We start from the raw sequence: 22,313 nt of genomic DNA, 5'->3' as shown, positions 1-22,313 counted from the left end.
ATGGATCGCCGCCAATTTCTGTCGACTGCCGGTGCGGCCGCCGGTTTGTCGTTCGTCAGCGCATTCGCGTCGAAGCCGGCGCTCGCTTTTGCAGCCTCCGCGCAGACGGCCGCGGGTCCGAAGGATGCGGCGCTCAACCAGATTTTCGACCGGATCTTTCAGGAGCAGGTGGCAACGAGCCCGAGGCTCGCGACCTACACCGGCCTCGACAAGGGCGCGCTCGCGCCGCTCAAGTCGAAGCTCGACACGAGGCCGGACCAGCAGGCGCGGATCGAGGAAATCGCCCGGACCAACAAGTTCATCGGCTGGCTCGAAGCCGTGCCGGAGGCCGGCCTTTCGGATCTATCCAAGCTCAACCGCGAGGTCGTGATCTGGGACCTGCGCACCAACAATGTCGGCCCGGAGAAATTTGACGTTTCCAACCCGCAGAGCCCTTATGTGATCAGCCAGCAGGACGGGGCCTATTTCTCGACCCCCGATTTCCTGCATTCGGCGCACACGATCGAGAATGCCGCCGATGCGGAGGCGTATCTGTCGCGGCTTTCGCAATTCGCGACGGTTCTCGACAACGAGACGGTCGAGCAGCAGCGGCAGGCGGCGCGCGGCTATCTCGCTCCAGGCTGGTCGCTCGACCTCGCGCTTGGGCAGATGCGCGCGCTGCGCGAGCCTGCCGCCGAACAGAGCAACATGGCGGCGTCTGTTGCCGATCGCGCGGCGGCGAAGCAGATCGCCGGTGATTGGCGCGGGCGCGCGGCGAAGATCGTCGCCGACCAGGTCTATCCGGCCCTCGACAAGCAGATCGCGGCAGTCGCGGCGCTTCGGGCGAAGAGCCAGGCCGGTGACGGCGTGTGGCGAGTGCCTAATGGCGACGACCTCTACGAGGCCGCGCTCGCCGAGGCGACGACTACGAAATTCACCGCCGACGAGATTCACCGGATCGGGCTCCAGCAGGTCGCCGAGATCACTGCGGAGCTCGACAAGATCCTCCGTTCGGCCGGTTACACCAGCGGCAGCGTCGGGGAACGGCTGACGGCGCTGAACAAGTCTCCTGATCAGCTCTACTCGAACACGGACGCTGGCCGCACCGAGCTTCTTGCTAGCCTGAATGCCGGCATGGCGGACATGACCGCCCGGCTTCCCCGCGCCTTTCACAATCCGCCGAAAGACCCGCTAGAAATCCGCAGGGTACCGCCGGAAATCCAGGACGGCGCTTCCAACGGATATTATCGTCCAGCGGCGCTCGATGGGTCGCGGCCGGCCATTTATTTCATCAATCTCAAGTCGACGTCGGACTGGCCGAAATATTCGCTTCCGGCGCTGACCTATCATGAGGGCGTTCCCGGGCATCACTTGCAGAACAGCGTGACCCAGGCATCGGGCGACATTCCGATGCTGAGGCGGATCGCTTTCTATTCGGCCTATGGCGAGGGCTGGGCGCTGTACGCGGAGCAAGTTGCCGACGAGTTGGGCGCATACAAGGGCATCGAGCGCGCCGGATATCTGCAGTCCTTCCTGTTCCGGGCCGAACGTCTCGTCGTTGACACCGGCCTCAACCACATGCGGTGGAGCCGCGAGCAGGCGGTCGATCATATGGTCGCCGCGACCGGCTTCGCGCGCGGTCGGGTCCAGCGTGAAGTCGAACGCTACTGCGCGTCGCCGGGTCAGGCTTGCAGCTACAAGATCGGGCACCTTGCCTGGAATCGCGCCCGCAAGGAGGCGCAGCAGGCGCTTGGCTCGAAGTTCGACATACGCGACTTCCACGACATCCTCGTCGAAGGTGCGATGCCGTTGACCATCTTCGAACGCCGCGTTCGCGAGCGGACGGCGGCGGCGAGGAAGGTAGCCTGATCAGGCCGATTGCAAGCAGGCCACTCCGCCCGATAGAGTGAAGGCGGAGGTGGCCCGTGAGCCGACTGCACACACATCCTGAACGTCACGCGTCCTCCCGCATCGGCTGGCTTCGGGCGGCGGTGCTGGGTGCGAATGACGGCATCGTTTCCACCGCCAGCCTGATTGTCGGCGTAGCGGCATCGGACGCGAGCCGGTCGAGCGTGCTGATTGCGGGCGTCGCCTCGCTTTTCGCAGGCGCAATGTCCATGGCGGCGGGCGAATATGTGTCGGTCAGCTCCCAGTCCGATACCGAGAAGGCAGACCTGGCCCGAGAGAAGGGCGAGCTCGCGCACCAGCCCGAACTCGAACGCGAAGAGCTCATCCGGATTTATGAAGCGCGAGGAGTCGAGCGGAAGACTGCGGAGGCCGTTGCCGACCAGATGACGGCGCACGATGCGCTCGGCGCGCATGCACGCGACGAACTCGGCTTGTCGGAGACCATGTCCGCGCGTCCCCTTCAGGCCGCGATCGCATCGGCGCTGACGTTCACCGCCGGTGCCGCGGCGCCGCTTCTCGTCGTTACGGTCGTTCCGGTCGCACTGCTCATTCCGGCAGTCGCGTTCGTTTCGCTGCTATGCCTTGCCGTGCTTGGCACGCTGGGCGCAAAGGCCGGCGGTGCGCCGCTCGCGCCGTCCCTTTTGCGGGTCACCTTCTGGGGAGCACTGGCAATGGCCGTGACCGCCGGAGTTGGGCGGCTCTTCGGGACTGCGGTGGCCTAGATCACTGTTCGTGGCCGAGGAATTCCGCTTCGCTCTCGGGCCATTTCGGTCCTGAGACCCAGTACGTGCCCATGAGCGTCCGCTTGACCTTCAGCATCGTGCCCGGCGGCGGCGGGTCGCGGTGCGATTTCGTGGGCTGGACCGACCAGCGATCGCCATTGTCGAAAAGTACCCACAAGCTGCTTCCGCCCCAATGACCGGACGCCTTGACCGCTCCTTCGAGAGCCAAAGGCGCCTTCTTTTCCTTCAGCACCATGCTCCCGCGGGCGAGAGCCTCCTTCAGAGGAAGGATCGATTGGTCGTAACAGCGAAGCCGCTCTTCATTCGAACTGATGGATCCGCACGCTAATATGGCCTGGACGCGCTGGTCCGGCTTGTCCTTTGCCGAGGCAATTGCTGGAACGGGCAACAGGACAATTGCGGCGATAATGATGCCCGCCCACTTTGACATGGTCTTCCCCCTCGATCGGACGATCAGCATCGCACCGCTACCCGCGCAGCGGAAGTCCTATCTCGACAGTTCCTCGGCCATTTCGGCAACCTCGAGCCAGCGCTCCTCGGCTGCATGCTTTTCGGTGCGAAGCTTTGCCGCCTGGTCGCTTAGATCGGCGAAGCGCTTGGGATCGCGCACGTAGAGATCCGGATCTGCAAGCACGTCTTCGGTCGCCGCGATCTGCGCCTCGAGCCGTTCGATCTCGCCCGGAAGCCGGTCGAGGTCGCGCTGGTCCTTGTAGCTGAGCTTCCCGCTCGGCGCCGGCCTGCGATCTTCAGTGACCGGCGGCGCCTTGGGCTTCGAGACAGGCGCAGCCTGCGTCCTCCGGCGCTTTGCCCAATCCTCATAACCACCCGCGACAATGTCGACGCGACCCGACCCGTCGAGGCCCAGCGTGACCGTCACCGTCCGGTCGAGGAAATCGCGGTCGTGGCTGACGATCAGGACCGTGCCTTCGTAATCGGCGATGACTTCCTGCAGCAGATCGAGCGTCTCGAGATCGAGGTCGTTGGTCGGTTCGTCGAGCACCAGCAGGTTCGCCTCGCGGGCAAACTCCCGCGCCAGCAGCAGACGCGACCGCTCACCGCCGGAGAGCGACCCGACCGGGGCTTCGGTCAGCTCCGGCGAAAAGAGGAATTCCTTGAGATAGCCCTTGATGTGCTTCTTGGTGCCCCGAACGTCGATCCAATCGCCGCCCTCCGCGAGCACGTCGCGGACGCGCTTGGCCGGGTCCATGAGCTTGCGCTGCTGGTCGATGACGATGCCGGAAAGCGTCTTCGCGCGCTCGACCTTGCCCTCGTCGGGCGCCAGCTCGCCGGTGAGCAGCTTGAGCAGGGTCGTCTTGCCCGCGCCGTTCGGTCCGACGATGCCGATCCGGTCCCCGCGCTGGATGCGCAACGTGAAGTCGCGGATGATCTGGCGGTCGCCATAATTCTTCGAGACGCGGTCGGCGTCGATCACGGCCTTTGAACGAACGTCGTCCTTGGCGACCGCAAGCTTCGCCGTGCCCGGGCCGCCGATCATCGCAGCCCGCTGGGCGCGCATGTCATGGAGTTTGGCGAGGCGGCCTTGGTTGCGGCGGCGGCGGGCCGTGACACCGCGCTCCAGCCAGCGCAGCTCGAGGGCCAGCTTGGCGTCGAGTTTTTCCGCCGCGCGAGCCTCTTCCTCATAGGCTTTCTCCATCCACGCTTCGAAACCGCCGAATCCGATCTCGGCGCGGCGGAGATGGCCGCGGTCGAGCCAGAGGCAACTTTTCGTCAGGCGGGTGAGGAAGGTCCGGTCGTGGCTGATGACGATGAAGGCTCCGGCGAACCGGTTCAGCCAGTCTTCGAGCCACTCGATTCCGGAAAGGTCCAGATGGTTGGTCGGCTCGTCGAGGAACAGAACGTCCGGCTCCTGAGCGAGCGCTCGGGTGATCGCCGCGCGTCGCCGCTCCCCCCCGCTTGCGGTCGCAACCGGCCGCGACAGGTCGAGCCCGATCTGGTCGGCGATCGCGGCCGCCTCGTGCGTTTCCGGAGCATCGGAGCCATCGAGCACCCAGTCGAAAAGGGTTGCGTGGTCGCCCATGTCCGGATCCTGCTCGAGCAGGGCGACGCGGCTGCCCGGCACGATGGTGCGCTTGCCCTCGTCGGTATCAATCAGGCCCGCCAGGCACTTCAGGAGCGTCGTCTTGCCCGCGCCATTGCGGCCGATCAGCGCAAGCCGGTCGCGCGGACGGATATGGACGTCGAGGTGGCGGAACAGCCAGCCTTCGCCCTGGACGAGCCCGAGGTCTTCATAGGAGAGTGTCGCCGCAGCCATGCGGCGCCCCTAGCCAGTCCGCTTCATAAGGGGAACCGGTGTGGCCGGAGGGTCACTTCCGTAAACGCATATTTTACGGCAGTCTGCGGAGCTTAACGGCTCTGTTCAGGACCATTCATAAGGCATTCAATGGTTTCTGATAAAACCCGTGCCCAGAGAAAAGCCATGAGCCTGTACCGTAGAATCGCTCTGGCCGCGCTTGGCGCAGGCCTGCTTACGTCGCCCGCGCTAGCGGAACCGAAGCGCGATGCCGATCGTGCGTTCGACGCGGCTCGTCAGGGACGCGCAATGCCGCTCCCAAGCATCGAGCGCCGCGTGATGCCCTTCATGGGGGGTGCCGACTATCTCGGTCCCGAGTTCGACGGCGACACCTATCGGCTGAAGTTCGTCAAGGACGGCCGCGTGATCTGGGTGGACGTGGACGCCGCGACCGGCCGGATCAAGGGCAAATCGAGGCCGTAGCCTCCTGCTTTCTCCGGCCGATCCCGGCGGCCACGGACAAGGCGCCCCAACGCTCCTAATTGCCCGTGGCTTTGTCCCGGCTGGCGTACCAGATGTCGGGACCTTCACTTCCGGGCCGACCCGAGCTCAGGATCATGAACGAGCCGTCCTTGCTGATCACGGGCCGCGAATTGGTCGAAACCGAGCTCAGTTCAGACAGGTGAATGGCGGGGCCGAACGGCTCCGACGTGTTCGAACGCGTTGCATAATAGATGTCGTTGGCTCCAAGCCCGCCCGTCCTCGTGGAATCGAAGAAGATGGTCAGGCCGTTGCGCGTGACACTCGGCCGATTGTCGGATGCCGAGCTGTTCGGTCCACCGGCGAGCAACGTCTTCGGCCCACCATTGATACTCTGATAGATGTTGCCGTCGCCCGCACCGCCGTTCTGGCGGCTCGAGAAGATCATCACTTCGCGGCCCTCGTCGTCTTCGTAGAAGGATGGGCTTTCATCCAGCCAGCCCGGAGTGTTGACGTTCGGGCCGAGGTTCTGAGGCTGGCTCCAGCCGTTCGGGCCAAGCTTGCTGACATAGATATCGTACGACGGATCATCCCGGTTGCTGGAGAAATAAAGCCGATGACCCGGTGTTAGCGTCGGGCATGAGTCGTTCGCGGACGTATTGATCGGCGCCGGCAGCCGCACTGGCGCGCCGAACCCTTCTGACGTGCTCGACCGAGTGGCCATGAAGATGTCGAAATTGCCGTTGCTGAAGGAGTTGTAGAGTAGGGTCAGGCCGTCCGGCGAGGTGCTTGCGCAACCATCGATGCTCGGCGTGTTGATCGCGGTGCTCGATCCCGGCAGGCTCTCGACGTTTACCGGGATGTTCCAGCCGTCCCAATTTTTGGCGCCCACAGCGGTTGCGCTCAGTACGGCCAGGAAACCGACGGCAGACGCCGTCTTCGAAATGTGCCTTTTCATTCTAACCTCCCGTCAATCCGCAAGTGATTGAGCGGGCGTAGAATCGGGTCTGAGGATGTGCGATGGAGGTTTGCCGATGATCTTATGATCATTTGCTGATCGTTGTTTTGTCGCGGAGGCGTGGGGGCATCGATGTTGAAGCTGAGCGACCTGGCGCTTCGGCCGGATCTGCAGCTCGGCCCCATGCTCGTGAGCCCGTCCCGCCGGCTCGTCGAGGGACCAGGCGGCCACACTCATCTCGAGCCTTTGATCATGCAGGTGTTCCTCCTGCTGCTCGATGCGGGTGGGAAGGTCGTAACCCGCAATGAATTGTTCGACCAGTGTTGGGGCGGGGTCATCGTCGGCGACGACAGCCTCAATCGCGCAATCGCGAAGGTGCGGAGAACGTCGGCGCATGTTGCGCCTGGCCTTCTCGAGATCGAGACGATCCCGCGCACGGGCTACCGGCTGACAGGCGAGATACTCGAATTACTGAGCAAGGATGATGCGACGAGCCCGGGTAGGGAAGCGCCGCAAGCGATTTCCCGACGCAGGCTTGTTGGTGGAGCCGCAGCCACGGCCGCAGCCCTTGGTGCAGGGGGGATTTGGTTCTTCAACTCGCGCGAAGACCGCGAATTCAAGGAGCTGATGGATCGCGGTGAAGATGCGCAGGCTACGAGTGATCCAGACAGCCATCCCGCGGAATATTTTCGGAGGGCCGTCGCTTTGCGGCCGGCCGACGCCAAAGCACAAGGCAGCCTGGCTTATGCCGAGGCGATACGCACGGACAATGGCCAGCCCGACCAGACCCGGGCAGCGCTGCAAGAGGCGGAAAGCGCGGCGACGGCTGCACTTGCTCTCGATCCCAACGAGCCGAACGCCCAGCTCGCCCGAATTATACTACAAAGTAGCAGCCTGGACCTGGCGGGCACCGAAGATCGGCTACGTCGAATCCTGGGGGCCTATCCCGACAGTATCAATGCGATGAAGCAGCTATGGAATTTGCTTCAATGCGTAGGCAGAAGCCGGGAGGCGCTAGCGCTCGTCGAGCGGTCGCTGGCCATCAAGCCGCTCGCTTCCGGATCACATTATCCGCGAGCGCAACTCCTTTGGATCACAGGCCGAACGGCCGAAGCGGACAGGGTGATTGAGAGGGCGATGCAGTATTGGCCGACGCACAGATTTGTGCGGTTTGCGCGATTCATCATTTTCGCGTTCACCGACCGGCCTCGCGCGGCGCTCGCGATGATCGAGAAACCGGGAACCGCGCCGCAGAATTACTCGCCCGAAGCAATCGCGCTGTGGCGCGTGTCTCTTCCGGCATTGGACCAGCGAACGCCGGCGAGCATTGCGGCCGCACGCAAGGCAAACCTCGAGGCAGTGAAAAAGAACCTGCGCCTGACTTCACAGGCGACGATGGTGATGTCTGCGCTCGGCGAGATCGACACCGCATTCGAGATCGCCAATGCATTCTTTGCGGTCGGGGGATCGAACGAGTCCGGTCGCGGCGCAAATACGCCAGTGAAAAGCACCGCTTGGCGCTTTGCCCCGTGGCTATTCATCCCACCCATAGCTCCGATGCGTGCCGACCCCCGGTTCCAGAGTCTGGTCGAGGGGATCGGATTGAGCGACTATTGGAAGGCACGAAATGTCCGGCCGGATTACCTGAAGCAGCTCTAGAAGCGCACTTCCAGGCCGGCCGCAAACGTGCGCGGGTCTTCGGATTCACCGGATTGAGGGAGACTGGTTAGCGGATCCGGATCGCTTAGATCGAGCATGTTGAGTGCATCGAAGACGTTTCGAACCTGCGCGAACAGCGAAACTCGCTCAAGGTCATACTGCGCGCGAGCGTCGATCCTTAGGCTGCTTCGTACACGAACCTCCGGCGAGTTTTCGGGGTCCGTGAAATATGGGCTGTGACGCCGAACCTGCGCAGAAATCCGTACCCTATCGATCGGCTTCCAGTCGATCGCCGCCGACCCGCTGAAGTGGGGCGACCGATCGAATTCATTGCCTTCCAGACCCGCGCTTTCAGCGTCTGTCCGGATGATCTCTGTTCCCAGCAAGCCCACCGCAACGGTGAGTGACAGCGTCTTATCGAACCGCCAGTTCAGCTGCCCCTCGGCGCCGTAGCTGCGGGCCTTGGGGACGTTGAAGAGATTCGCAAACCCGACCGGCCGGCCTGACGGCGTGCGGATGAGTATCGGCTTTGAGCGCTGCGCGTTGCGCATGTCGTAATAGAAGAGGTTCGCCTCTGCGGTCGCGTGTCCTCCGGCCAGCTCCGCCCTGGCAAAGACCTCGTAATCCCAGAGGGATTCGGCCCTGAAGTCGTCAGGCCGCGAAGTATCCACCCTGATTGTCGTTCCGCCCGGATTGTAGGCCCTCTGGACCATCGCGCCGATCCGCAGCTGGGGAGTGACGTCGTACGCGAAGGTGATCTTTGGCAACCAGGCATCGAACGTTCCGACGAAATCGACCGGAATCTCGAAAGATGTCGCGGTAAGCGCACCCTGCCTTTTCTGCCGGTCGCGCTGGTAGCGGATGCCGGCTGTCATTTTGGCGCGTGAGGAGAGCGCAAGGCTCGCGTCCACGAATACGCCCGATCCGTCCTGCCAGTCGCGGAACCGGCCGATAGACCCCGAAAGCAGGGACAGGTTGATGTACTGCTTGAGCCGCACATGCGTGTGGGAAGCGCCGCCGACGATCGACAGGGGCCCCTCGGGCGACCACCTGAGAATCGCTTCCGCTGACCAGTCGCGGCCGTCGTTTCTCGTTTGGCCGAAGTTGGGTATTGCAAGCCGCTGCGCCTTGCTGTCGCCGCCGGTCAGCATGACGTCCGCCATCAAATCGTCGCTCAGTTCATGACGGAGCCCCGCGGTCAGCGAATCCACGTTGATCCGAAACACTCCGTAGCCGCCGTCTTCATCCCTGCGTTCACGGAACGGTGCAGTGAGCCCGACGGCCTGGGGCATTTGCGATTGAGAATGGACGTAGGTCAGGTTGATCCGAGTACGGGACGAGGGCTTCAGAGCAAGCTTTGCGCGGAGCAGTCCAAAGACATCGTGGCTGGGATCGCCGCCCTCGATTTCGTCGATGATCTTGCTGGTCGTGCGGCTGTAACGGAAATCGCCCGCGACCCTGAGCGCGACCGCTTCGCCGGCGAGCGGCCCGGATGCGACAGCTGAGACTTGCCGCATCCTGAAGTCGCCGACGATTCCGCGCGCCCGGAATTCCGGATGTGCAGAAGGTTCGTTCGTATTGACGAAAATCGCGCCGGCGATCGAGTTCTGGCCTTGGGTGGTGGTCTGCGGCGTCCGGAAAACTTCTAGCCGCTGCACATCCCAAACGGGGAAAGTGCCGAAGACAAATTCGTTGTAGGTCACCGGCCGCCCGTCGACGATCAGCGTCATCCTTGGACGATTGCCGCCAAGAAAGGCCGGGAGCGCGTATAATGGCCCTGTCGTATCGAGCCCACGGATTGCCGGCGCTTGGCTGCCGTTGCCCAGTTGTACGTTGGGGATCAGCGCCAGGATGTCATCGACGCGATTGGCGCCGCTAGCCTCGATTTCAGCCTCGTTGACGACCGTGACGCTGGAAGATGTCTCGCGAAGAGTGCGAGAAACGCGCTCGCCGGTGACGATGACGTCCCGTTCCTGTTCATCAGAAGTGGTCACGGAATCTGGATTCGCTGCGAGAACGGCCAGCACGATCAAACCGACAGGCGCGGGCATGAACCCCCCTAAGGCCACGCAGACGCAGTCGATGTTACATAAGTTATTGCCTTTGGCCTAGTAACTGGCGGCGCATTGACATTTGCGCGGACCTCCCCAGTTCATTCCGCTCAAGCAACCGTTCAGCTTCGCGTTGGTTTGAGGCTGCGAAACACGGTTTTTAGGGGACTGACACGCATGCGTGTGCTGATCGTCGAAGACGAGCCCAATCTCGGGCGGCAGCTCCGTTCGACTCTCGAAGGCGCCGGTTATGCCGTCGACCTCGCGACGGATGGGGAAGACGGACATTATCTCGGCTCCACCGAGAGCTACGACGCTGTGATCCTCGATCTTGGGCTTCCTGAGGTAGACGGTCTCACGGTGCTCGATCGGTGGCGGAGGGAAGGCCGGCGCATGCCTGTTCTCGTGCTGACTGCCCGCGATAGCTGGTCGGACAAGGTCGCCGGCCTCGACGCGGGCGCGGACGATTATCTCGCCAAGCCATTCCAGACCGAGGAACTGATCGCGCGGCTTCGCGCGCTCATCCGCCGCGCGTCGGGCAATGCCTCGTCGGAGCTGATAGCCGGCGACATCCGCCTCGACACACGGTCGGGCAAGGTCACCAAGGACGGCGAGCCGGTGAAGCTCACGGCGCAGGAGTACAAGCTGCTCAGCTATCTGATGCATCACAAGGGCAAGGTCGTCAGCCGCACCGAGCTTATCGAGCATATCTACGACCAGGACTTCGACCGGGATTCGAACACGATCGAAGTGTTCGTGACGCGCATCCGCAAGAAGCTCGGTGCGGACGTCATCACCACCATTCGCGGGCTGGGCTACACGCTCGATGACCCGGAGGATAAGCGCGCTTGAACGATCAAACCGCCCCGGCAACGGCGGCGGATGGGCAAGCCGTAGCGCCGCCGAGACGCAAGGTCGCGCGCGTCGGCTCGCTGACGCGGCGCATGATCGTCGTCGCGGCGTTCTGGATTACCGCTCTTCTGCTGATGGGCGGCTTTGCGCTGGACCGTGTGCTGTCTGCGTCGATCGTCCAGAACTTCGACGACCAGCTCAAATATGTCCTCAACGCGATGATCGCGGCGTCGGAAATCGGACCGGACGGCGAGGTTCGCTTCAACCGTCCCCCCGCCGACCAGAGGTTCATCGAGCCCTATTCCGGCGTCTATTTCCAGGTCAGTGGCCAGGGGGCCGACACCTTCCCCTCGCGCTCCTTGTGGGATCGGCGGCTGCAAGTCCAGGACCGCCACCAGGACGTCAACGTCCACACTTACGACAGCGACGAATTCGACGGCGAGCCGCTGCGTATCTCCGAACGCGACGTTATCCTTCCGGGCTCGAAAGTCCGCTGGCGCTTCCAGGTCGCGCAATCGCGCGAGATGATCGACACACAGATCAAGCAGCTGCGCTCGACCCTGTTCTGGAGCTTCTTCGCGCTCGGCATCGGCCTGCTGATCCTTGCCGCGCTCCAGACGTTTTATGGATTGTGGCCGCTTCGAAGGGTCCGGCAGGATGTCGCTGCCATCCGATCCGGCGCGAAGACGCGTATTACCGAGGACTTCCCGAATGAGGTCCGCCCACTCACCGACGAAATCAACCAGTTGCTCGCGCACAGCGAGGAGCAGGCGGAAGAAGCGCGTCGCCATGCGGGCAACCTCGCCCATGCGCTGAAGACGCCGCTGACGGTTATCACCAATGCCGCGACCGCAAACGCGCCGGACCTCGCCGAAACCGTATGCCGGGAGGCGATCGTCATGCGCCGGCAGGTCGACCACCATCTCGCCCGAGCCCGCGCGATCGGCCGGCGCGCCTCGGCGCATGCGCGCGCGACTGTCTGGGAGAGCCTGGAATCGGTGCAACGCGCAGTCGACCGGCTCTACGAGAAGGTCACCGTCGACATCGCGGGAGACAAGAAGGCCCAGGTCCGTGTCGAGCGGCAGGACCTCGACGAGATGCTCGGCAACCTGGTCGAGAATGCCGCGAAATATGGCGGCGGCCGGGTGTTTGTTACCGTCGAGCCGCAGGACGGGATGATCGACATATTGGTCGAGGACGACGGCAAGGGGATTCCCCAACAGCAGCGCGAAGCGATCTTCCAGCGCGGTGCCCGCCTCGACACCGACAAGCCGGGCACGGGTCTCGGCCTGGCCATCGTCCGCGATGTCGCCGAAATCTACGGCGGCAAGATCACGCTGGAGGAAAGCGAGGATCTCGGCGGGCTTCTCGCGCGGCTGAGCCTTCCGGCGGGCTAGGAAAAAGGCCGCGCGGCGGCTAGGTGGCGCGCGTGACCGCGACCGTCCACGAACTCAAGCCCGCGACCGCTCCTTCGCTCGAGCCGCTGATGGCACTCGTCGCCGATGACATGCACGGCGTGAACGCCGTCATCCTCGAGCGCATGCAGAGCAAGGTCGCGCTGATACCTGAACTGGCTGGCCACCTGATCGCCGGTGGCGGCAAGAGGATGCGGCCGATGCTGACGCTCGGGTCGGCGGCGCTGCTCGGCTATAGCGGAACGCGGCACCAGAAGCTCGCGGCGGCGGTCGAGTTCATCCACACGGCGACGCTGCTTCACGACGATGTCGTGGACGGCTCCGGCCTGCGCCGCGGCAAGCGCACCGCGAACCTCATCTGGGGCAATCCGGCGACCGTGCTCGTCGGCGACTTCCTGTTCAGCCGCGCCTTCGAGTTGATGGTGGAGGACGGCAGCCTTCGCGTGCTCAAGATCCTCAGCCATGCCTCTGCGGTAATTGCCGAGGGCGAGGTCGAGCAGCTGACCACCCAGCGCCGCGTCGAAACCGACGAAGACCAGTATCTGACCATCATCTCGGCCAAGACCGCAGCTTTGTTCGCTGCAGCCTGCCGAATTGCGCCGGTCGTTGCCGAAGCGGGCGAGGAAGCCGAGGTCGCGCTCGAGAAATATGGCAAATATCTCGGGATTGCGTTCCAGCTCGTCGACGACGCGCTCGACTATGGCTCGAAGCAGGACATCATGGGTAAGGGCGTGGGCGACGACTTCCGCGACGGAAAAGTCACGCTGCCCGTCATCCTCGCTCACGCGCGCGGGTCCGACGAAGACCGGGCCTTCTGGCGCGATGCGATGCTCGGCGAGCGTATCTCAGACGAAGACCTGACGCACGCAATCGCACTGCTACGCGGGACAGATGCCCTATCCGAAACCATCGAGCGCGCGCGCCACTATGGACGGCGCGCGCTAGACGCGCTTGCGCAATTCCCGGCGGGCAAGGCGAAATCGGCGCTCAGCGAAGCGGTCGAGTTCGCCATTTCCCGCGCTTACTGAGCGGCCTTCCCCCCGGTCGGTATCATGAGGTGCGCGTAAGGCGTGCCCGACCACATGACGTAGGGGGATGCCGTGTCCGGCTTCGCACCTGACGGATATCCGGCGAGGATCTCCTTGGAGCCCACGATCATGATGTGCGGACCCGTCTTGATCCAATCGTTCTGGGCAGTCGGAGCCGTCGCATAGGGATCGGAGTTGCTGGCGTCCGTTCCGCCTTCGAGCATGTACATCACGCCGACGGTGTTGGCAGGCGGGTCCTTCTTGCCCATCCAGGCCTGCGCCCACTTCGCCGCATTGGCGTCCATGCACATCGGGTCGGGTCCCGGAGTCGTCGGGCTGTCGGGCATGCAGGTCCAGCCGTTCGTTCCTTCGCGCAGGGTCTTCATCGACCCGTCGGCCTGCGCCTGGACAATCGTCGCGCCCTCGGAAATCGATGAGGGCGCGGCCGACATTGCGCTCGCGACCGGGTCATTGTGGTCGGTCGCTGAAGCCGCTGCATTCTCGGCATTCGCTTCCTGCACGTTGGTCGCCACCGGCGACTTGTTGCAGCCGAACAGGGCCAGCGACACTCCCGCCGCCAGCAACGCATAACTTGCACGATACATGCTGTTCCTCCTCTCCCAGGGAGGACGCGCCGATTAGCACAAACTGCTGCGCCGCGCACGAGAACATCTGCGCCACTCAAGCGCTTGATTTCGGAGCGGCACTGGGCCACCTCGCGGGTAATGACGATTGCACGCATTTCCGAGCTCGACCGTCGCACGACTCAGTCGGGCAGGGCCAACAACGGCCTCTGGCTTCTCGAGTTCGAGCGCGAGCAGGCGCTCCGTCCCGACCCGCTGACCGGCTGGAACGGATCTGGCGACACGAACACGCAGGTGCGCATCACGTTCAAGACCAAGGATGAGGCAATCGCATTCTGCGAAAAGCGCGGGCTTCAGTATCATCTGATCCCGGCGGCTCCGCTGAAGATGAAGCTCCAGGCCTACGCCGACAACTTCCGTTAGGCCTTGCCAGCTTCTCGGCCGGCCGCCAGACATAGGGCGCGCCTGCGCGGAGCATCCCGCGGCTGATCCTGCGCGATCGAACCGAGCGGCCGGAAGCCATCGCAAGCGGCAACATGCTGCTGGTCGGTCGCATCCCGATTTGATCGAAAAGACGGTGGCCCGACTACTTGATAACCCCGCAACACTGAATGCGATGCGGAGACCGAGTTATCCCTATGGCGACGGCCGTGCGTCGCAGCGGATTGCGCACGAGATCGTAAGCTGGCTCAGGCGCGGCGTCAGGCCGGCCGAACCTCGATCGCCATCGCTCCGGTCGACGACAGTACCAGCCGCGCAGTAGCCGCCGCGCGCCGTCCAAATGTCGCGGCCTGCAGCTCGTTCCGGGCGGCATGATGGTCGAACTTGAAGCCGGCCTGGTCCGCTTCGCGCTTCAGCTGGTCGAGGTGCGTTTCGAGATCCGTGATCCCATCCTCGGGATCGAAGCGCATGGTGATCGACAGGTCTGGACGTGGGGCTGGCTGACTCATCAACGCCTTCATTGACGGCGAAGCGGGGAAGGACAAGCCCTGCCGATTGCGCACGGCTGTTTCGGCCCATACACCTTCGCGCCATGGACATGAAAACCCGCCTGCTCGCAGCCGCAGCCGCGCTGCTCGTCGCTACCCCAGCATTGGCCCAGCCGATCCCGGCCCCAGTCCAAAAGCGGATCGACCGGATCCTCAAGCGAACGCCGCTGATCGATGGCCACAACGACGTGCCGGAGCAGATCCGCGAGAATTGGAAGATGAGCGTCGAGGGTCTCGCGAGCGGCTCAGACAAGCGTCAGCCGAACCCGATGATGACCGACATGGCCCGCCTTCACGAAGGCCGGGTCGGCGGCCAGTTCTGGTCGGTCTACATCGACGCGAGCGTTCATGGAGATGAGGCGATCCGCCAGACCCTGGAGCAGATCGACATCGTGACGAGGCTTGTCAAAGCCTATCCGAACGATCTCGAGCTCGCGTCGACCGCTGCCGACTTCGAGCGCATCCACCGCAAGGGCAAGATTGCGTCCGTGATGGGGGTTGAAGGGGGCCACCAGATGGGCGGATCGATGGCGGCGCTCCGCCAGTTCTACCGGCTCGGCGCCCGCTACATGACGCTGACCCACTTCGCGACCAACGACTGGGCGGACAGCGCAACCGACGATCCGAAGTACGGCGGCCTCAGCCCGTTCGGCGTCGAGGTCGTCAAAGAGATGAACCGCATCGGCATGCTGGTCGACCTCGCCCACGTGTCACCGGACACGATGAAGGACGCGATCGAGGCTTCGAAGGCTCCGGTCATCTTTTCGCACAGCAACGCGCGCGCGCTCGAAGACCATCCGCGCAATGTGCCGGACGACGTGCTCGCGTTGCTTCCGGCGAACGGCGGCGTGGTGATGGTAAACTTCTACACCGGCTATCTCTCCGAGCCCTTCCGCCAGTGGAACGCGATGCGCGCGGGTGAAGAGGCCAAGCTCAAATCGCTCTTCACCGGCCAGCCCGACAAGCGCACGGCAGCAATGGATGCATGGGACAAGGCGAACCCGCCCCCAAAGGCGGAGATCGGAATCATCGCCGACCACATCGAGCATATCGCCAAGGTCGCCGGGGACGATCATGTCGGCCTCGGTGGCGATCTCGACGGCATTCCCTATGATCAGTCCCCACCGGGCATGAACAGCGTTAGCGGCTACCCCTTGCTATTCGCCGAGCTGATCCGCCGCGGCTGGAGCGACAAGGATCTCGCCAAGCTCGCCGGCGGGAACATCCTCCGCGTCCTGCGCCGGGCCGAGGAAGTGTCGGCGTCGATGAAGGACGTGCCGCCGTCGCTCGCGACCTTGCCGGCGCCTGCGCCCGCCAAGCCCGAATAGTTCACCGACCAACAATCCGATCAGGGGAGCATCATTTTGCGTTCCATCCGTGTCGCCCTCGCCGCCGCCGCTTTGTTGTCGACAGCTGCAGTCGCCGAAGTTCCCAAACCCGCGGCGCTGACTGCCGACGGCCTACCTGCCGTCCCGGACGAGCTTGCGGCGCGCACTCGCCCTTACATGGAGTTCCGCACGGCCGGCTTTGGAGGCTGGAACGCGGCCGATCGGTCAATGCTGATCGCGACCCGCTTCGGGAATACCAGCCAGCTCCACACGGTCGCGGCGCCGATGGGGATGCGCCGCCAGATCAGCTTCGAGGTCGAGCCCGTCGGCGGAAGCTGGTCTCCCAAAGGTGACGTGCTGGTCGTGACCAAGGACAAGGGTGGCGACGAATTCTACCAGCTCTACACCTTGGCGTCGGGAACACTGACGCTTTTGACCGACGGCAAGAGCCGCAATGAGTTCGGCACTTGGGACAAGGAGGGCCGGCTGGTTGGATATAATTCGACCCGTCGCAACGGCACCGATTCCGACCTCTACATCGTCGATCCGCGCGACCCGAAGAGCAATCGCCTGGTCGCGCAGGTGAAGGGCGGCGGATGGAACTTCGACAGCTTTGCTCCCGGCGGCGCGCAGGCGGCGGTGATGGAGTACATCTCGATCACGAAGAGCAATCCGTACCTGCTGGACGTCGCCAGCGGAAAGCTCGCGCCGATTGGCGATCACAGGAAGGCCATTTCCTACGGCGACCTCGAGTTCGCGCCCGACGGAACGCTGTGGGCGACCTCCGACGAGAACAGCGACGTCCTGCGACTCGGACGCCTCGATCCCAAGACCGGCAAGTTCACGCCCGTGAGCCCCAAGTCGCTCTGGGACGTCGAGGAATTCGAGTTTAGCAAGGACGGTCGGACGATCGCCTACACGGTCAACGAAGCGGGTAGCAGCCGTCTCTTCCTGCTCGACGTGGCAAGCGGCCGCGCTCAACAGGCCGCCAGCCTCCCGCTCGGGCAAATCTCCAATCTCGAATTCGCACCCTGGGGAGCACTTGGATTCTCGATGGTCTCGGCAAAGAGCCCGAGCGACGCTTACTCCCTCGATCCGCACACGTTTTCCGTCACGCGCTGGACGCAAAGCGAGACTGGCGGCCTGGACCCGAACATCAACGTCGAGCCTGAGCTGATCGAGGCAAAGAGCTTCGACGGCGAAACCGTCTCGGGCTTCCTTTATCGGCCAGACCCGGCGAAATTCCCCGGCAGGCGGCCGCTGCTTTTCAACATCCACGGTGGTCCGGAATCGCAGAGCCGACCCGGCTTCCTCGGCCGCAACAATTATCTCGTGAACGAGCTTGGAATCGCGATCTTCTATCCGAACGTGCGCGGCTCGTCGGGCTACGGAAAACGCTTCGTCAGCCTCGATAACGGGCCGTTCAAGCGTGAGAACAGCGTGAAGGACATCGGTGCCTTCCTCGACCGGCTTTCCGCCGATCCCAGGATCGATGCGTCGCGCATGGCGGAGACGGGCGGAAGCTATGGCGGCTACATGTGCTACGCCTCGGCCATTGCCTATGCGGACCGGTTCAAGGGCTCGCTGTGCGTGGTGGCCATCTCCAATTTCGTGACGTTCCTGGAGAACACGCAAAGCTATCGCCGCGACCTTCGCCGCGTCGAATATGGCGACGAGCGTGACCCGAAGCAGCGCAAAAAGCTGCTCGAAATCTCGCCGCTCCGACGGGTCAGCGAGATCAAGGCGCCTCTGTTCGTGGTGACCGGAGCCAACGACCCGCGCGTTCCGAAGTCGGAGGCAGACCAGGTTGTAAAGGCGGTCCGCGCCAATGGCAGCGAGGTCTGGCACCTCGTCGGCGAAAATGAGGGCCACGGGTTCGCAAAGAAGGAGAACCAGGACTATCAGTTTTGGTCGACCCTCCAGTTCTGGGAAAAGACCCTGCTCGCCAAATGACCGAGGCGAACCCACCTCTTCGCGCCGCCATCATCCCGGTCACGCCGCTGCAGCAGAATTGCACACTGTTGTGGTGCACAAAGACGATGCGCGGCACGCTCACGGATCCGGGCGGAGACCTGCCTAAGCTAAAAGCGGCGGCGCAGCAGGCCGGGGTGACGATTGAGAAGATCCTGCTGACCCACGGCCACATCGACCATTGCGGGTCGGCCGGAATCCTCGCCGAGGAGCTGGGCGTCCCGATCGAAGGGCCGCACGAGGCCGACCGCTTCTGGATCTCGCGTCTCGACGACGACGGGAAGCGCTGGGGCATCACCGGCAAGCCGTTCGAGCCCAATCGCTGGCTCGAGGATGGCGACACCGCGACGGTCGGCGAGCTGACCTTCGACGTCCGTCACTGCCCCGGCCACACGCCGGGCCACGTCGTCTTCCACCACGCGGAGTCGAAACTGGCGATCGTCGGCGACGTTCTCTTCAAAGGCTCGATCGGGCGCTGGGACTTCCCGATGGGCAATCATCAGCAACTCATCGAATCGATTACACAGAAGCTCTGGCCGATGGGCGGCGAGACGGCCTTCATACCGGGGCACGGGCCGATGTCGACCTTCGGGCATGAGCGGGCGACAAATCCGTTCTGCGGAGATGCGGCGTTGGCGGCCTGAGTGGGAGAGCATCAATGGGGTTGGATCTCGTTGTCGAAGGATGCCCAAAGCCAGGACACGAAGCAGAATGGCGAGAAATTCTCGCGCGATCTTTTGGTGACGGCGAACCAATCGATTCGGACGCCAGTCGCTTCGGCGAGATCAGCATCCCCCCGCATGAGCGAGTTGGAGCTCCCCGTGTCGGCTTCGACCCTGATGCGGATAGCTGGATTATCCAGGCGCGCGGGGCGCAAACGCCAGCGGAGGTGGCAGCCGCACTGAAAGACTTCCACGGGTACTGTGTCCTGCGATTGGCAAGATCCGATGGCATCCCCTTGTATAGCCATGGAGGCCAATACGAGGGATTGGATGAAACTAGCTTCCGTGGTGCATTCCTTGGCGCATGCACAGATGTTCTTTCGTCGCAGCTGATTGAGGCTGCTTGGGAGCACAGATTTCCTGAGGAAGCTGTCGAGTATGGCCGCGACTTGCTCGCGGCGGCCGACGTGGCGAAGACAGCGGATGTCGATACTGGAGTGCAGACCAGTGGCTTAGGGCGAATGTTCGGCCTCGGTCGGCCAAAGCGGCCGCCGAGTGAATTCCCGCTCGAGGAACAGAAGAGGATAGTTGAGGCTGCAGGAAAGTGGTTCGTCTTCTGGGGCGAGCGCGGCCATGCAATTCGCGCTTGGTTCTAATAGTCCGACCGCCTTGCGCTCTCGTCTCTTTCCGTTATAGGAGCCGCGTTCGCGACGATCCGGACGCCGCCGCGGGGCTTCCCCGTTGAAGAGGCACCGATCGTCGCCAATTTTTTTGTAATCAGATTCCAAGACAGGTGCCTCCATGGCCGTTCCGAAGAGAAAAACCTCGCCCTCGAAGCGCAACATGCGCCGCAGCCACCACGCGCTGAAGGCCACGACGTTTCAGGAATGCCCGAACTGCGGTGAGCTGAAGCTCCCCCACAATCTGTGCCAGGCATGCGGCCACTATAATGGCCGCGAGATCGTTTCGACTGAAGCCTAACGGCCAAAGGAGGCGCGGGGCTGAAGGCGATGAACGCAGGCCCGCGGATCGCGATTGATGCAATGGGAGGCGACACCGGCCCGGCGGCGATCATCGCCGGCGTCGTCCGCGCATGCCGCAAGGATTCCGCCCTTCAATTCACCCTCTTCGGCGACGAGAAGATCGTCCGCGCGGAGCTAAAGAAGCATGGCCAGCTCGATCGCGGTGTGATTGTTTGTCACACGCCCGAATCCATCGCCGCTTCAGAGAAACCCAGCCAGGCGATCCGCCGCGCCAAGACGACGTCGATGGGCGTGGCAATCAATGCCGTGAAAGACGGGCAGGCCGACGCCGCGGTCTCCGGAGGAAACACCGGCGCGCTGATGGCTATGTCGAAGCTTGCGCTGCGCACCATGCCCGGCATCGACCGGCCGGCGCTCGCCGCTTTGTTGCCGACGCTCGGCGAGCAAGACTGTGTCATGCTCGACCTTGGCGCCAACACCGAGTGCGACGCCCAGAACCTCGTCCAGTTCGCAGTGATGGGCTCGGCATATGCGCGCACTGTCCTGGGCGTTTCGAAGCCGCGTGTGAAGCTGCTCAACATTGGAACCGAGGAGTTAAAGGGCACGGACGAGCTCAAGGAGGCTGCCGCTCTGCTGCGCGATGCCGATTATCTGGCGTTCCGGTTCGACGGCTTCACCGAGGGCGACCAATTGTCGCGCGGCAACGTCGACGTGGTCGTAACCGACGGCTTCTCCGGCAACATCGCGCTCAAGACCGCCGAGGGCACCGCGCGCTTCGTGACCGATCTTCTGCGCCGGGCCTTCAAGAGCTCGCTTCGCTCCAAGGCGGGGTTCGCGTTGTCGAAGCCGGCGCTGAACCTGCTCAAGCACCACCTCGACCCGAACAACCACAACGGCGCGGTCTTCCTCGGCCTCAACGGCCTGGTCGTGAAAAGCCACGGCGGCGCGAATCCGAAAGGCGTCGCCAACGCGATCAACGTCGCGGCGAGCATGGTCCGCAACGACATCATCCGGAAGATCGGCGACGATCTCGACAATTTCCGGGCTCACGCCTTCAACGAGGCTGCCCAGTGACCCTTCGTTCCGTCGTCATTGGAACCGGTTCCGCTCTCCCCAAGCGCCGCGTCGACAATGAAGAACTGGCGCGGCAGGTCGACACGTCCGACCAGTGGATCGTCGAGCGTACCGGCATTCGCAGCCGCTACATTGCGGGCGAAGGCGAGACGACCGCGAGCCTCGCGACCGACGCAGCGCGCGCCGCGCTCGAGAATGCCGGGATCGAATCGGCCGAAGTCGACCTGATCGTCCTAGCAACGGCGACCCCCGACCAGACCTTCCCGTCGTCGGCAACCAAGGTTCAGGCCGCGCTTGGAATCAACGATTGCGTTGCTTTCGACGTCCACGCCGTCTGCACCGGCTTCCTCTATGCCGTGAGCGTTGCGGACGCGATGATCCGTGGGGGCACGGGTCGGACCGCGCTCGTCATTGGCGCAGAGACATTCAGCAGGATCCTCGACTGGGAAGACCGTACCACTTGCGTCCTGTTCGGCGATGGTGCCGGGGCGCTCGTCCTGCGCGCGGAGGAAGGCGAGCGCGGAATCCTGGCGACGAAACTACACGCCGATGGCCGTCACAACGATTTGCTGTTCGTCGATGGCGGGCCTTCCACGACTGGCACGGTCGGCAAGCTCCGGATGAAGGGGCGCGAAGTTTTCCGCCACGCAGTCGTGAATCTCGCCGACGTGCTGAACGAAGTACTGACCGCGACCGACCTGAAGGCCGAGGACGTTGATTGGGTCGTGCCACATCAGGCCAATGCGCGGATCCTCGACGCGACTGCGAAGAAGCTCGGCCTTCCGAGCGAGAAGGTCGTCGTCACGGTGGACCGGCATGCAAATACGTCGGCCGCATCGGTTCCTCTTGCGTTGGACACTGCGGTGAAGGATGGACGAATCAAGCGCGGGGATATTGTTGTTCTCGAAGCCATGGGGGGTGGCTTCACGTGGGGGGCTGCAGTCCTCAGGTATTGAAAACTAATGGAAATCAGTGAAAAGTCGCATTGTCGACACGGCTGATTTCCGTTACGCAGCTGTAATATGCCGTAACCGGGGATGCGGCGAGTCTTGGGCGGGAGAATCAGATGGCCGACCTCGGCATCGCACGGATGAGCAAGGAGATGGGTTTGGGCGGGACGTTGACCCGTGCCGACTTGGCGGACGTCGTCCATAATAGGCTAGGCCTATCGCGCGCCGAATCGGCGCAGCTCGTCGAGCGGGTGCTTCACCACATGTGCCATGCCCTGTCGGAGGGTCAGAACGTGAAGATCTCCGGCTTCGGAAGCTTCATCCTTCGCGACAAAGGCGAGCGCGTCGGCCGCAACCCGAAGACGGGCATCGAGGTTGCGATCGCTCCGCGGCGCGTCATGACCTTCCGCGCGAGCCAGATCATGCGCGACAGGATTGCCCGGTAAGA

General features: G+C 63.5%; 22 protein-coding genes. 16 read left to right on the top strand and 6 right to left on the bottom strand.

All coding sequences use genetic code 11. The features are described from left to right. On the top strand, positions 1 to 1,848 hold the full coding sequence (locus tag ACMC5O_RS10930; RefSeq protein WP_426692847.1) for a DUF885 domain-containing protein: 1,848 nt from the start codon (positions 1 to 3) through the stop codon (positions 1,846 to 1,848). A gap of 56 nt (positions 1,849 to 1,904) precedes the next feature. Continuing rightward, positions 1,905 to 2,609 carry a VIT1/CCC1 transporter family protein gene (locus ACMC5O_RS10925; protein ID WP_187708767.1) on the top strand — a complete coding sequence of 235 codons (705 nt, stop codon included), beginning with the start codon at positions 1,905 to 1,907 and terminating at the stop codon, positions 2,607 to 2,609. Position 2,610: 1 nt separating this feature from the next. Here ACMC5O_RS10925 and ACMC5O_RS10920 read toward each other — a convergent pair whose 3' ends face one another. Next, the gene (locus ACMC5O_RS10920) at positions 2,611 to 3,060 is read right to left on the bottom strand and encodes a hypothetical protein (protein WP_187708768.1); all 450 of its coding nucleotides are present in this window, start codon (positions 3,058 to 3,060) and stop codon (positions 2,611 to 2,613) included. Between the two features lie 57 nt (positions 3,061 to 3,117). After that, entirely contained in the window at positions 3,118 to 4,902 is a 1,785-nt protein-coding gene (locus tag ACMC5O_RS10915; protein WP_426692846.1) for an ABC-F family ATP-binding cassette domain-containing protein, read from the bottom strand. A 165-nt stretch (positions 4,903 to 5,067) separates the two neighbouring features. Between ACMC5O_RS10915 and ACMC5O_RS10910 the strand changes: the two genes are divergently transcribed. Next, a complete protein-coding gene (locus tag ACMC5O_RS10910) occupies positions 5,068 to 5,364 on the top strand; it encodes a hypothetical protein (RefSeq protein ID WP_187708769.1) in 297 nt (98 codons plus the stop codon). 55 nt (positions 5,365 to 5,419) lie between these two features. Here ACMC5O_RS10910 and ACMC5O_RS10905 read toward each other — a convergent pair whose 3' ends face one another. Then, a complete protein-coding gene (locus tag ACMC5O_RS10905; protein ID WP_426692845.1) occupies positions 5,420 to 6,319 on the bottom strand; it encodes a hypothetical protein in 900 nt (299 codons plus the stop codon). Between the two features lie 132 nt (positions 6,320 to 6,451). Between ACMC5O_RS10905 and ACMC5O_RS10900 the strand changes: the two genes are divergently transcribed. Further along, the gene (locus ACMC5O_RS10900) at positions 6,452 to 7,978 is read left to right on the top strand and encodes a winged helix-turn-helix domain-containing protein (RefSeq protein ID WP_426692844.1); all 1,527 of its coding nucleotides are present in this window, start codon (positions 6,452 to 6,454) and stop codon (positions 7,976 to 7,978) included. Here the strand turns inward: ACMC5O_RS10900 and ACMC5O_RS10895 are convergent. Further along, a complete protein-coding gene (locus ACMC5O_RS10895) occupies positions 7,975 to 10,029 on the bottom strand; it encodes a TonB-dependent receptor (protein ID WP_426692843.1) in 2,055 nt (684 codons plus the stop codon). The genes ACMC5O_RS10900 and ACMC5O_RS10895 overlap by 4 nt on opposite strands. A 177-nt stretch (positions 10,030 to 10,206) precedes the next feature. On the opposite strand from ACMC5O_RS10895, the gene ACMC5O_RS10890 reads away from it, so the two are divergent. The 3 genes from ACMC5O_RS10890 to ACMC5O_RS10880 all read left to right on the top strand — a co-directional run bounded on the left by ACMC5O_RS10890 (position 10,207) and on the right by ACMC5O_RS10880 (position 13,324). Beyond that, positions 10,207 to 10,881: a response regulator transcription factor gene (locus ACMC5O_RS10890; RefSeq protein ID WP_187708776.1), complete on the top strand. Its 675-nt coding sequence runs from the start codon at positions 10,207 to 10,209 to the stop codon at positions 10,879 to 10,881. A 92-nt stretch (positions 10,882 to 10,973) separates the two neighbouring features. Beyond that, positions 10,974 to 12,278 carry an ATP-binding protein gene (locus tag ACMC5O_RS10885; protein ID WP_426693527.1) on the top strand — a complete coding sequence of 435 codons (1,305 nt, stop codon included), beginning with the start codon at positions 10,974 to 10,976 and terminating at the stop codon, positions 12,276 to 12,278. 32 nt (positions 12,279 to 12,310) lie between these two features. Next, the gene (locus ACMC5O_RS10880; RefSeq protein ID WP_246444276.1) at positions 12,311 to 13,324 is read left to right on the top strand and encodes a polyprenyl synthetase family protein; all 1,014 of its coding nucleotides are present in this window, start codon (positions 12,311 to 12,313) and stop codon (positions 13,322 to 13,324) included. Here ACMC5O_RS10880 and ACMC5O_RS10875 read toward each other — a convergent pair. After that, a complete protein-coding gene (locus tag ACMC5O_RS10875; RefSeq protein WP_426692842.1) occupies positions 13,318 to 13,929 on the bottom strand; it encodes a hypothetical protein in 612 nt (203 codons plus the stop codon). The two genes, ACMC5O_RS10880 and ACMC5O_RS10875, sit on opposite strands and share 7 nt — an antisense overlap. A gap of 120 nt (positions 13,930 to 14,049) precedes the next feature. Between ACMC5O_RS10875 and ACMC5O_RS10870 the strand changes: the two genes are divergently transcribed. Further along, entirely contained in the window at positions 14,050 to 14,331 is a 282-nt protein-coding gene (locus ACMC5O_RS10870; protein WP_187708778.1) for an NADH dehydrogenase ubiquinone Fe-S protein 4, read from the top strand. 278 nt (positions 14,332 to 14,609) lie between these two features. Here the strand turns inward: ACMC5O_RS10870 and ACMC5O_RS10865 are convergent, their stop codons facing one another. Beyond that, positions 14,610 to 14,858: a hypothetical protein gene (locus tag ACMC5O_RS10865; RefSeq protein ID WP_187708779.1), complete on the bottom strand. Its 249-nt coding sequence runs from the start codon at positions 14,856 to 14,858 to the stop codon at positions 14,610 to 14,612. An 83-nt stretch (positions 14,859 to 14,941) separates the two neighbouring features. Between ACMC5O_RS10865 and ACMC5O_RS10860 the strand changes: the two genes are divergently transcribed. From ACMC5O_RS10860 to ACMC5O_RS10825, 8 genes are all read left to right on the top strand, one after another. Further along, complete coding sequence (locus tag ACMC5O_RS10860; protein ID WP_343070204.1) at positions 14,942 to 16,225, top strand: dipeptidase; 1,284 nt, start codon at positions 14,942 to 14,944, stop codon at positions 16,223 to 16,225. Positions 16,226 to 16,261: 36 nt separating this feature from the next. Continuing rightward, a complete protein-coding gene (locus tag ACMC5O_RS10855; protein ID WP_187708780.1) occupies positions 16,262 to 18,178 on the top strand; it encodes a S9 family peptidase in 1,917 nt (638 codons plus the stop codon). After that, entirely contained in the window at positions 18,175 to 18,840 is a 666-nt protein-coding gene (locus tag ACMC5O_RS10850; RefSeq protein ID WP_187708781.1) for an MBL fold metallo-hydrolase, read from the top strand. The genes ACMC5O_RS10855 and ACMC5O_RS10850 overlap by 4 nt, the downstream gene beginning before the upstream one ends. 14 nt (positions 18,841 to 18,854) lie before the next feature. After that, positions 18,855 to 19,514, top strand: coding sequence for a hypothetical protein (locus ACMC5O_RS10845; RefSeq protein WP_426692841.1), 660 nt, complete (start codon positions 18,855 to 18,857; stop codon positions 19,512 to 19,514). Between the two features lie 145 nt (positions 19,515 to 19,659). Further along, positions 19,660 to 19,839 (top strand): 50S ribosomal protein L32, encoded by a 180-nt coding sequence (gene rpmF / locus ACMC5O_RS10840; RefSeq protein ID WP_187708782.1) that lies wholly within the window; start codon positions 19,660 to 19,662, stop codon positions 19,837 to 19,839. 29 nt (positions 19,840 to 19,868) lie between these two features. Next, the gene (gene plsX / locus ACMC5O_RS10835) at positions 19,869 to 20,915 is read left to right on the top strand and encodes a phosphate acyltransferase PlsX (RefSeq protein ID WP_187708783.1); all 1,047 of its coding nucleotides are present in this window, start codon (positions 19,869 to 19,871) and stop codon (positions 20,913 to 20,915) included. Then, positions 20,912 to 21,871, top strand: a complete 960-nt coding sequence (locus ACMC5O_RS10830) for a beta-ketoacyl-ACP synthase III (RefSeq protein ID WP_426692840.1) — start codon at positions 20,912 to 20,914, stop codon at positions 21,869 to 21,871. The genes plsX and ACMC5O_RS10830 overlap by 4 nt, the downstream gene beginning before the upstream one ends. Positions 21,872 to 22,017: 146 nt before the next feature. Continuing rightward, on the top strand, positions 22,018 to 22,311 hold the full coding sequence (locus ACMC5O_RS10825) for an integration host factor subunit alpha (protein WP_187709805.1): 294 nt from the start codon (positions 22,018 to 22,020) through the stop codon (positions 22,309 to 22,311). The last annotated feature ends 2 nt before the right edge of the window (positions 22,312 to 22,313 follow it).

The sequence above is a fragment of the Sphingomonas sediminicola genome (genome assembly GCF_049991885.1).
GTDB classification, from domain to species: domain Bacteria; phylum Pseudomonadota; class Alphaproteobacteria; order Sphingomonadales; family Sphingomonadaceae; genus Sphingomicrobium; species Sphingomicrobium sediminicola.
This window is presented reverse-complemented; position numbering and strand designations above follow the sequence as displayed.

Excerpts from the sequence above, each read along its gene's own strand:
- ACMC5O_RS10865 (WP_187708779.1), bottom strand. The coding sequence starts at position 14,858 with ATGAGTCAGCCAGCCCCACGTCCAGACCTGTCGATCACCATGCGCTTC.
- ACMC5O_RS10845 (WP_426692841.1), top strand. The coding sequence starts at position 18,855 with ATGGGGTTGGATCTCGTTGTCGAAGGATGCCCAAAGCCAGGACACGAA.
- ACMC5O_RS10885 (WP_426693527.1), top strand. The coding sequence starts at position 10,974 with ATGATCGTCGTCGCGGCGTTCTGGATTACCGCTCTTCTGCTGATGGGC.
- ACMC5O_RS10860 (WP_343070204.1), top strand. The coding sequence starts at position 14,942 with ATGGACATGAAAACCCGCCTGCTCGCAGCCGCAGCCGCGCTGCTCGTC.
- ACMC5O_RS10890 (WP_187708776.1), top strand. The coding sequence starts at position 10,207 with ATGCGTGTGCTGATCGTCGAAGACGAGCCCAATCTCGGGCGGCAGCTC.
- ACMC5O_RS10905 (WP_426692845.1), bottom strand. The coding sequence starts at position 6,319 with ATGAAAAGGCACATTTCGAAGACGGCGTCTGCCGTCGGTTTCCTGGCC.
- ACMC5O_RS10825 (WP_187709805.1), top strand. The coding sequence starts at position 22,018 with ATGGGTTTGGGCGGGACGTTGACCCGTGCCGACTTGGCGGACGTCGTC.
- ACMC5O_RS10875 (WP_426692842.1), bottom strand. The coding sequence starts at position 13,929 with ATGTATCGTGCAAGTTATGCGTTGCTGGCGGCGGGAGTGTCGCTGGCC.
- ACMC5O_RS10895 (WP_426692843.1), bottom strand. The coding sequence starts at position 10,029 with ATGCCCGCGCCTGTCGGTTTGATCGTGCTGGCCGTTCTCGCAGCGAAT.
- ACMC5O_RS10915 (WP_426692846.1), bottom strand. The coding sequence starts at position 4,902 with ATGGCTGCGGCGACACTCTCCTATGAAGACCTCGGGCTCGTCCAGGGC.
- ACMC5O_RS10920 (WP_187708768.1), bottom strand. The coding sequence starts at position 3,060 with ATGTCAAAGTGGGCGGGCATCATTATCGCCGCAATTGTCCTGTTGCCC.
- plsX (WP_187708783.1), top strand. The coding sequence starts at position 19,869 with ATGAACGCAGGCCCGCGGATCGCGATTGATGCAATGGGAGGCGACACC.
- rpmF (WP_187708782.1), top strand. The coding sequence starts at position 19,660 with ATGGCCGTTCCGAAGAGAAAAACCTCGCCCTCGAAGCGCAACATGCGC.
- ACMC5O_RS10850 (WP_187708781.1), top strand. The coding sequence starts at position 18,175 with ATGACCGAGGCGAACCCACCTCTTCGCGCCGCCATCATCCCGGTCACG.
- ACMC5O_RS10870 (WP_187708778.1), top strand. The coding sequence starts at position 14,050 with ATGACGATTGCACGCATTTCCGAGCTCGACCGTCGCACGACTCAGTCG.
- ACMC5O_RS10900 (WP_426692844.1), top strand. The coding sequence starts at position 6,452 with ATGTTGAAGCTGAGCGACCTGGCGCTTCGGCCGGATCTGCAGCTCGGC.
- ACMC5O_RS10910 (WP_187708769.1), top strand. The coding sequence starts at position 5,068 with ATGAGCCTGTACCGTAGAATCGCTCTGGCCGCGCTTGGCGCAGGCCTG.
- ACMC5O_RS10930 (WP_426692847.1), top strand. The coding sequence starts at position 1 with ATGGATCGCCGCCAATTTCTGTCGACTGCCGGTGCGGCCGCCGGTTTG.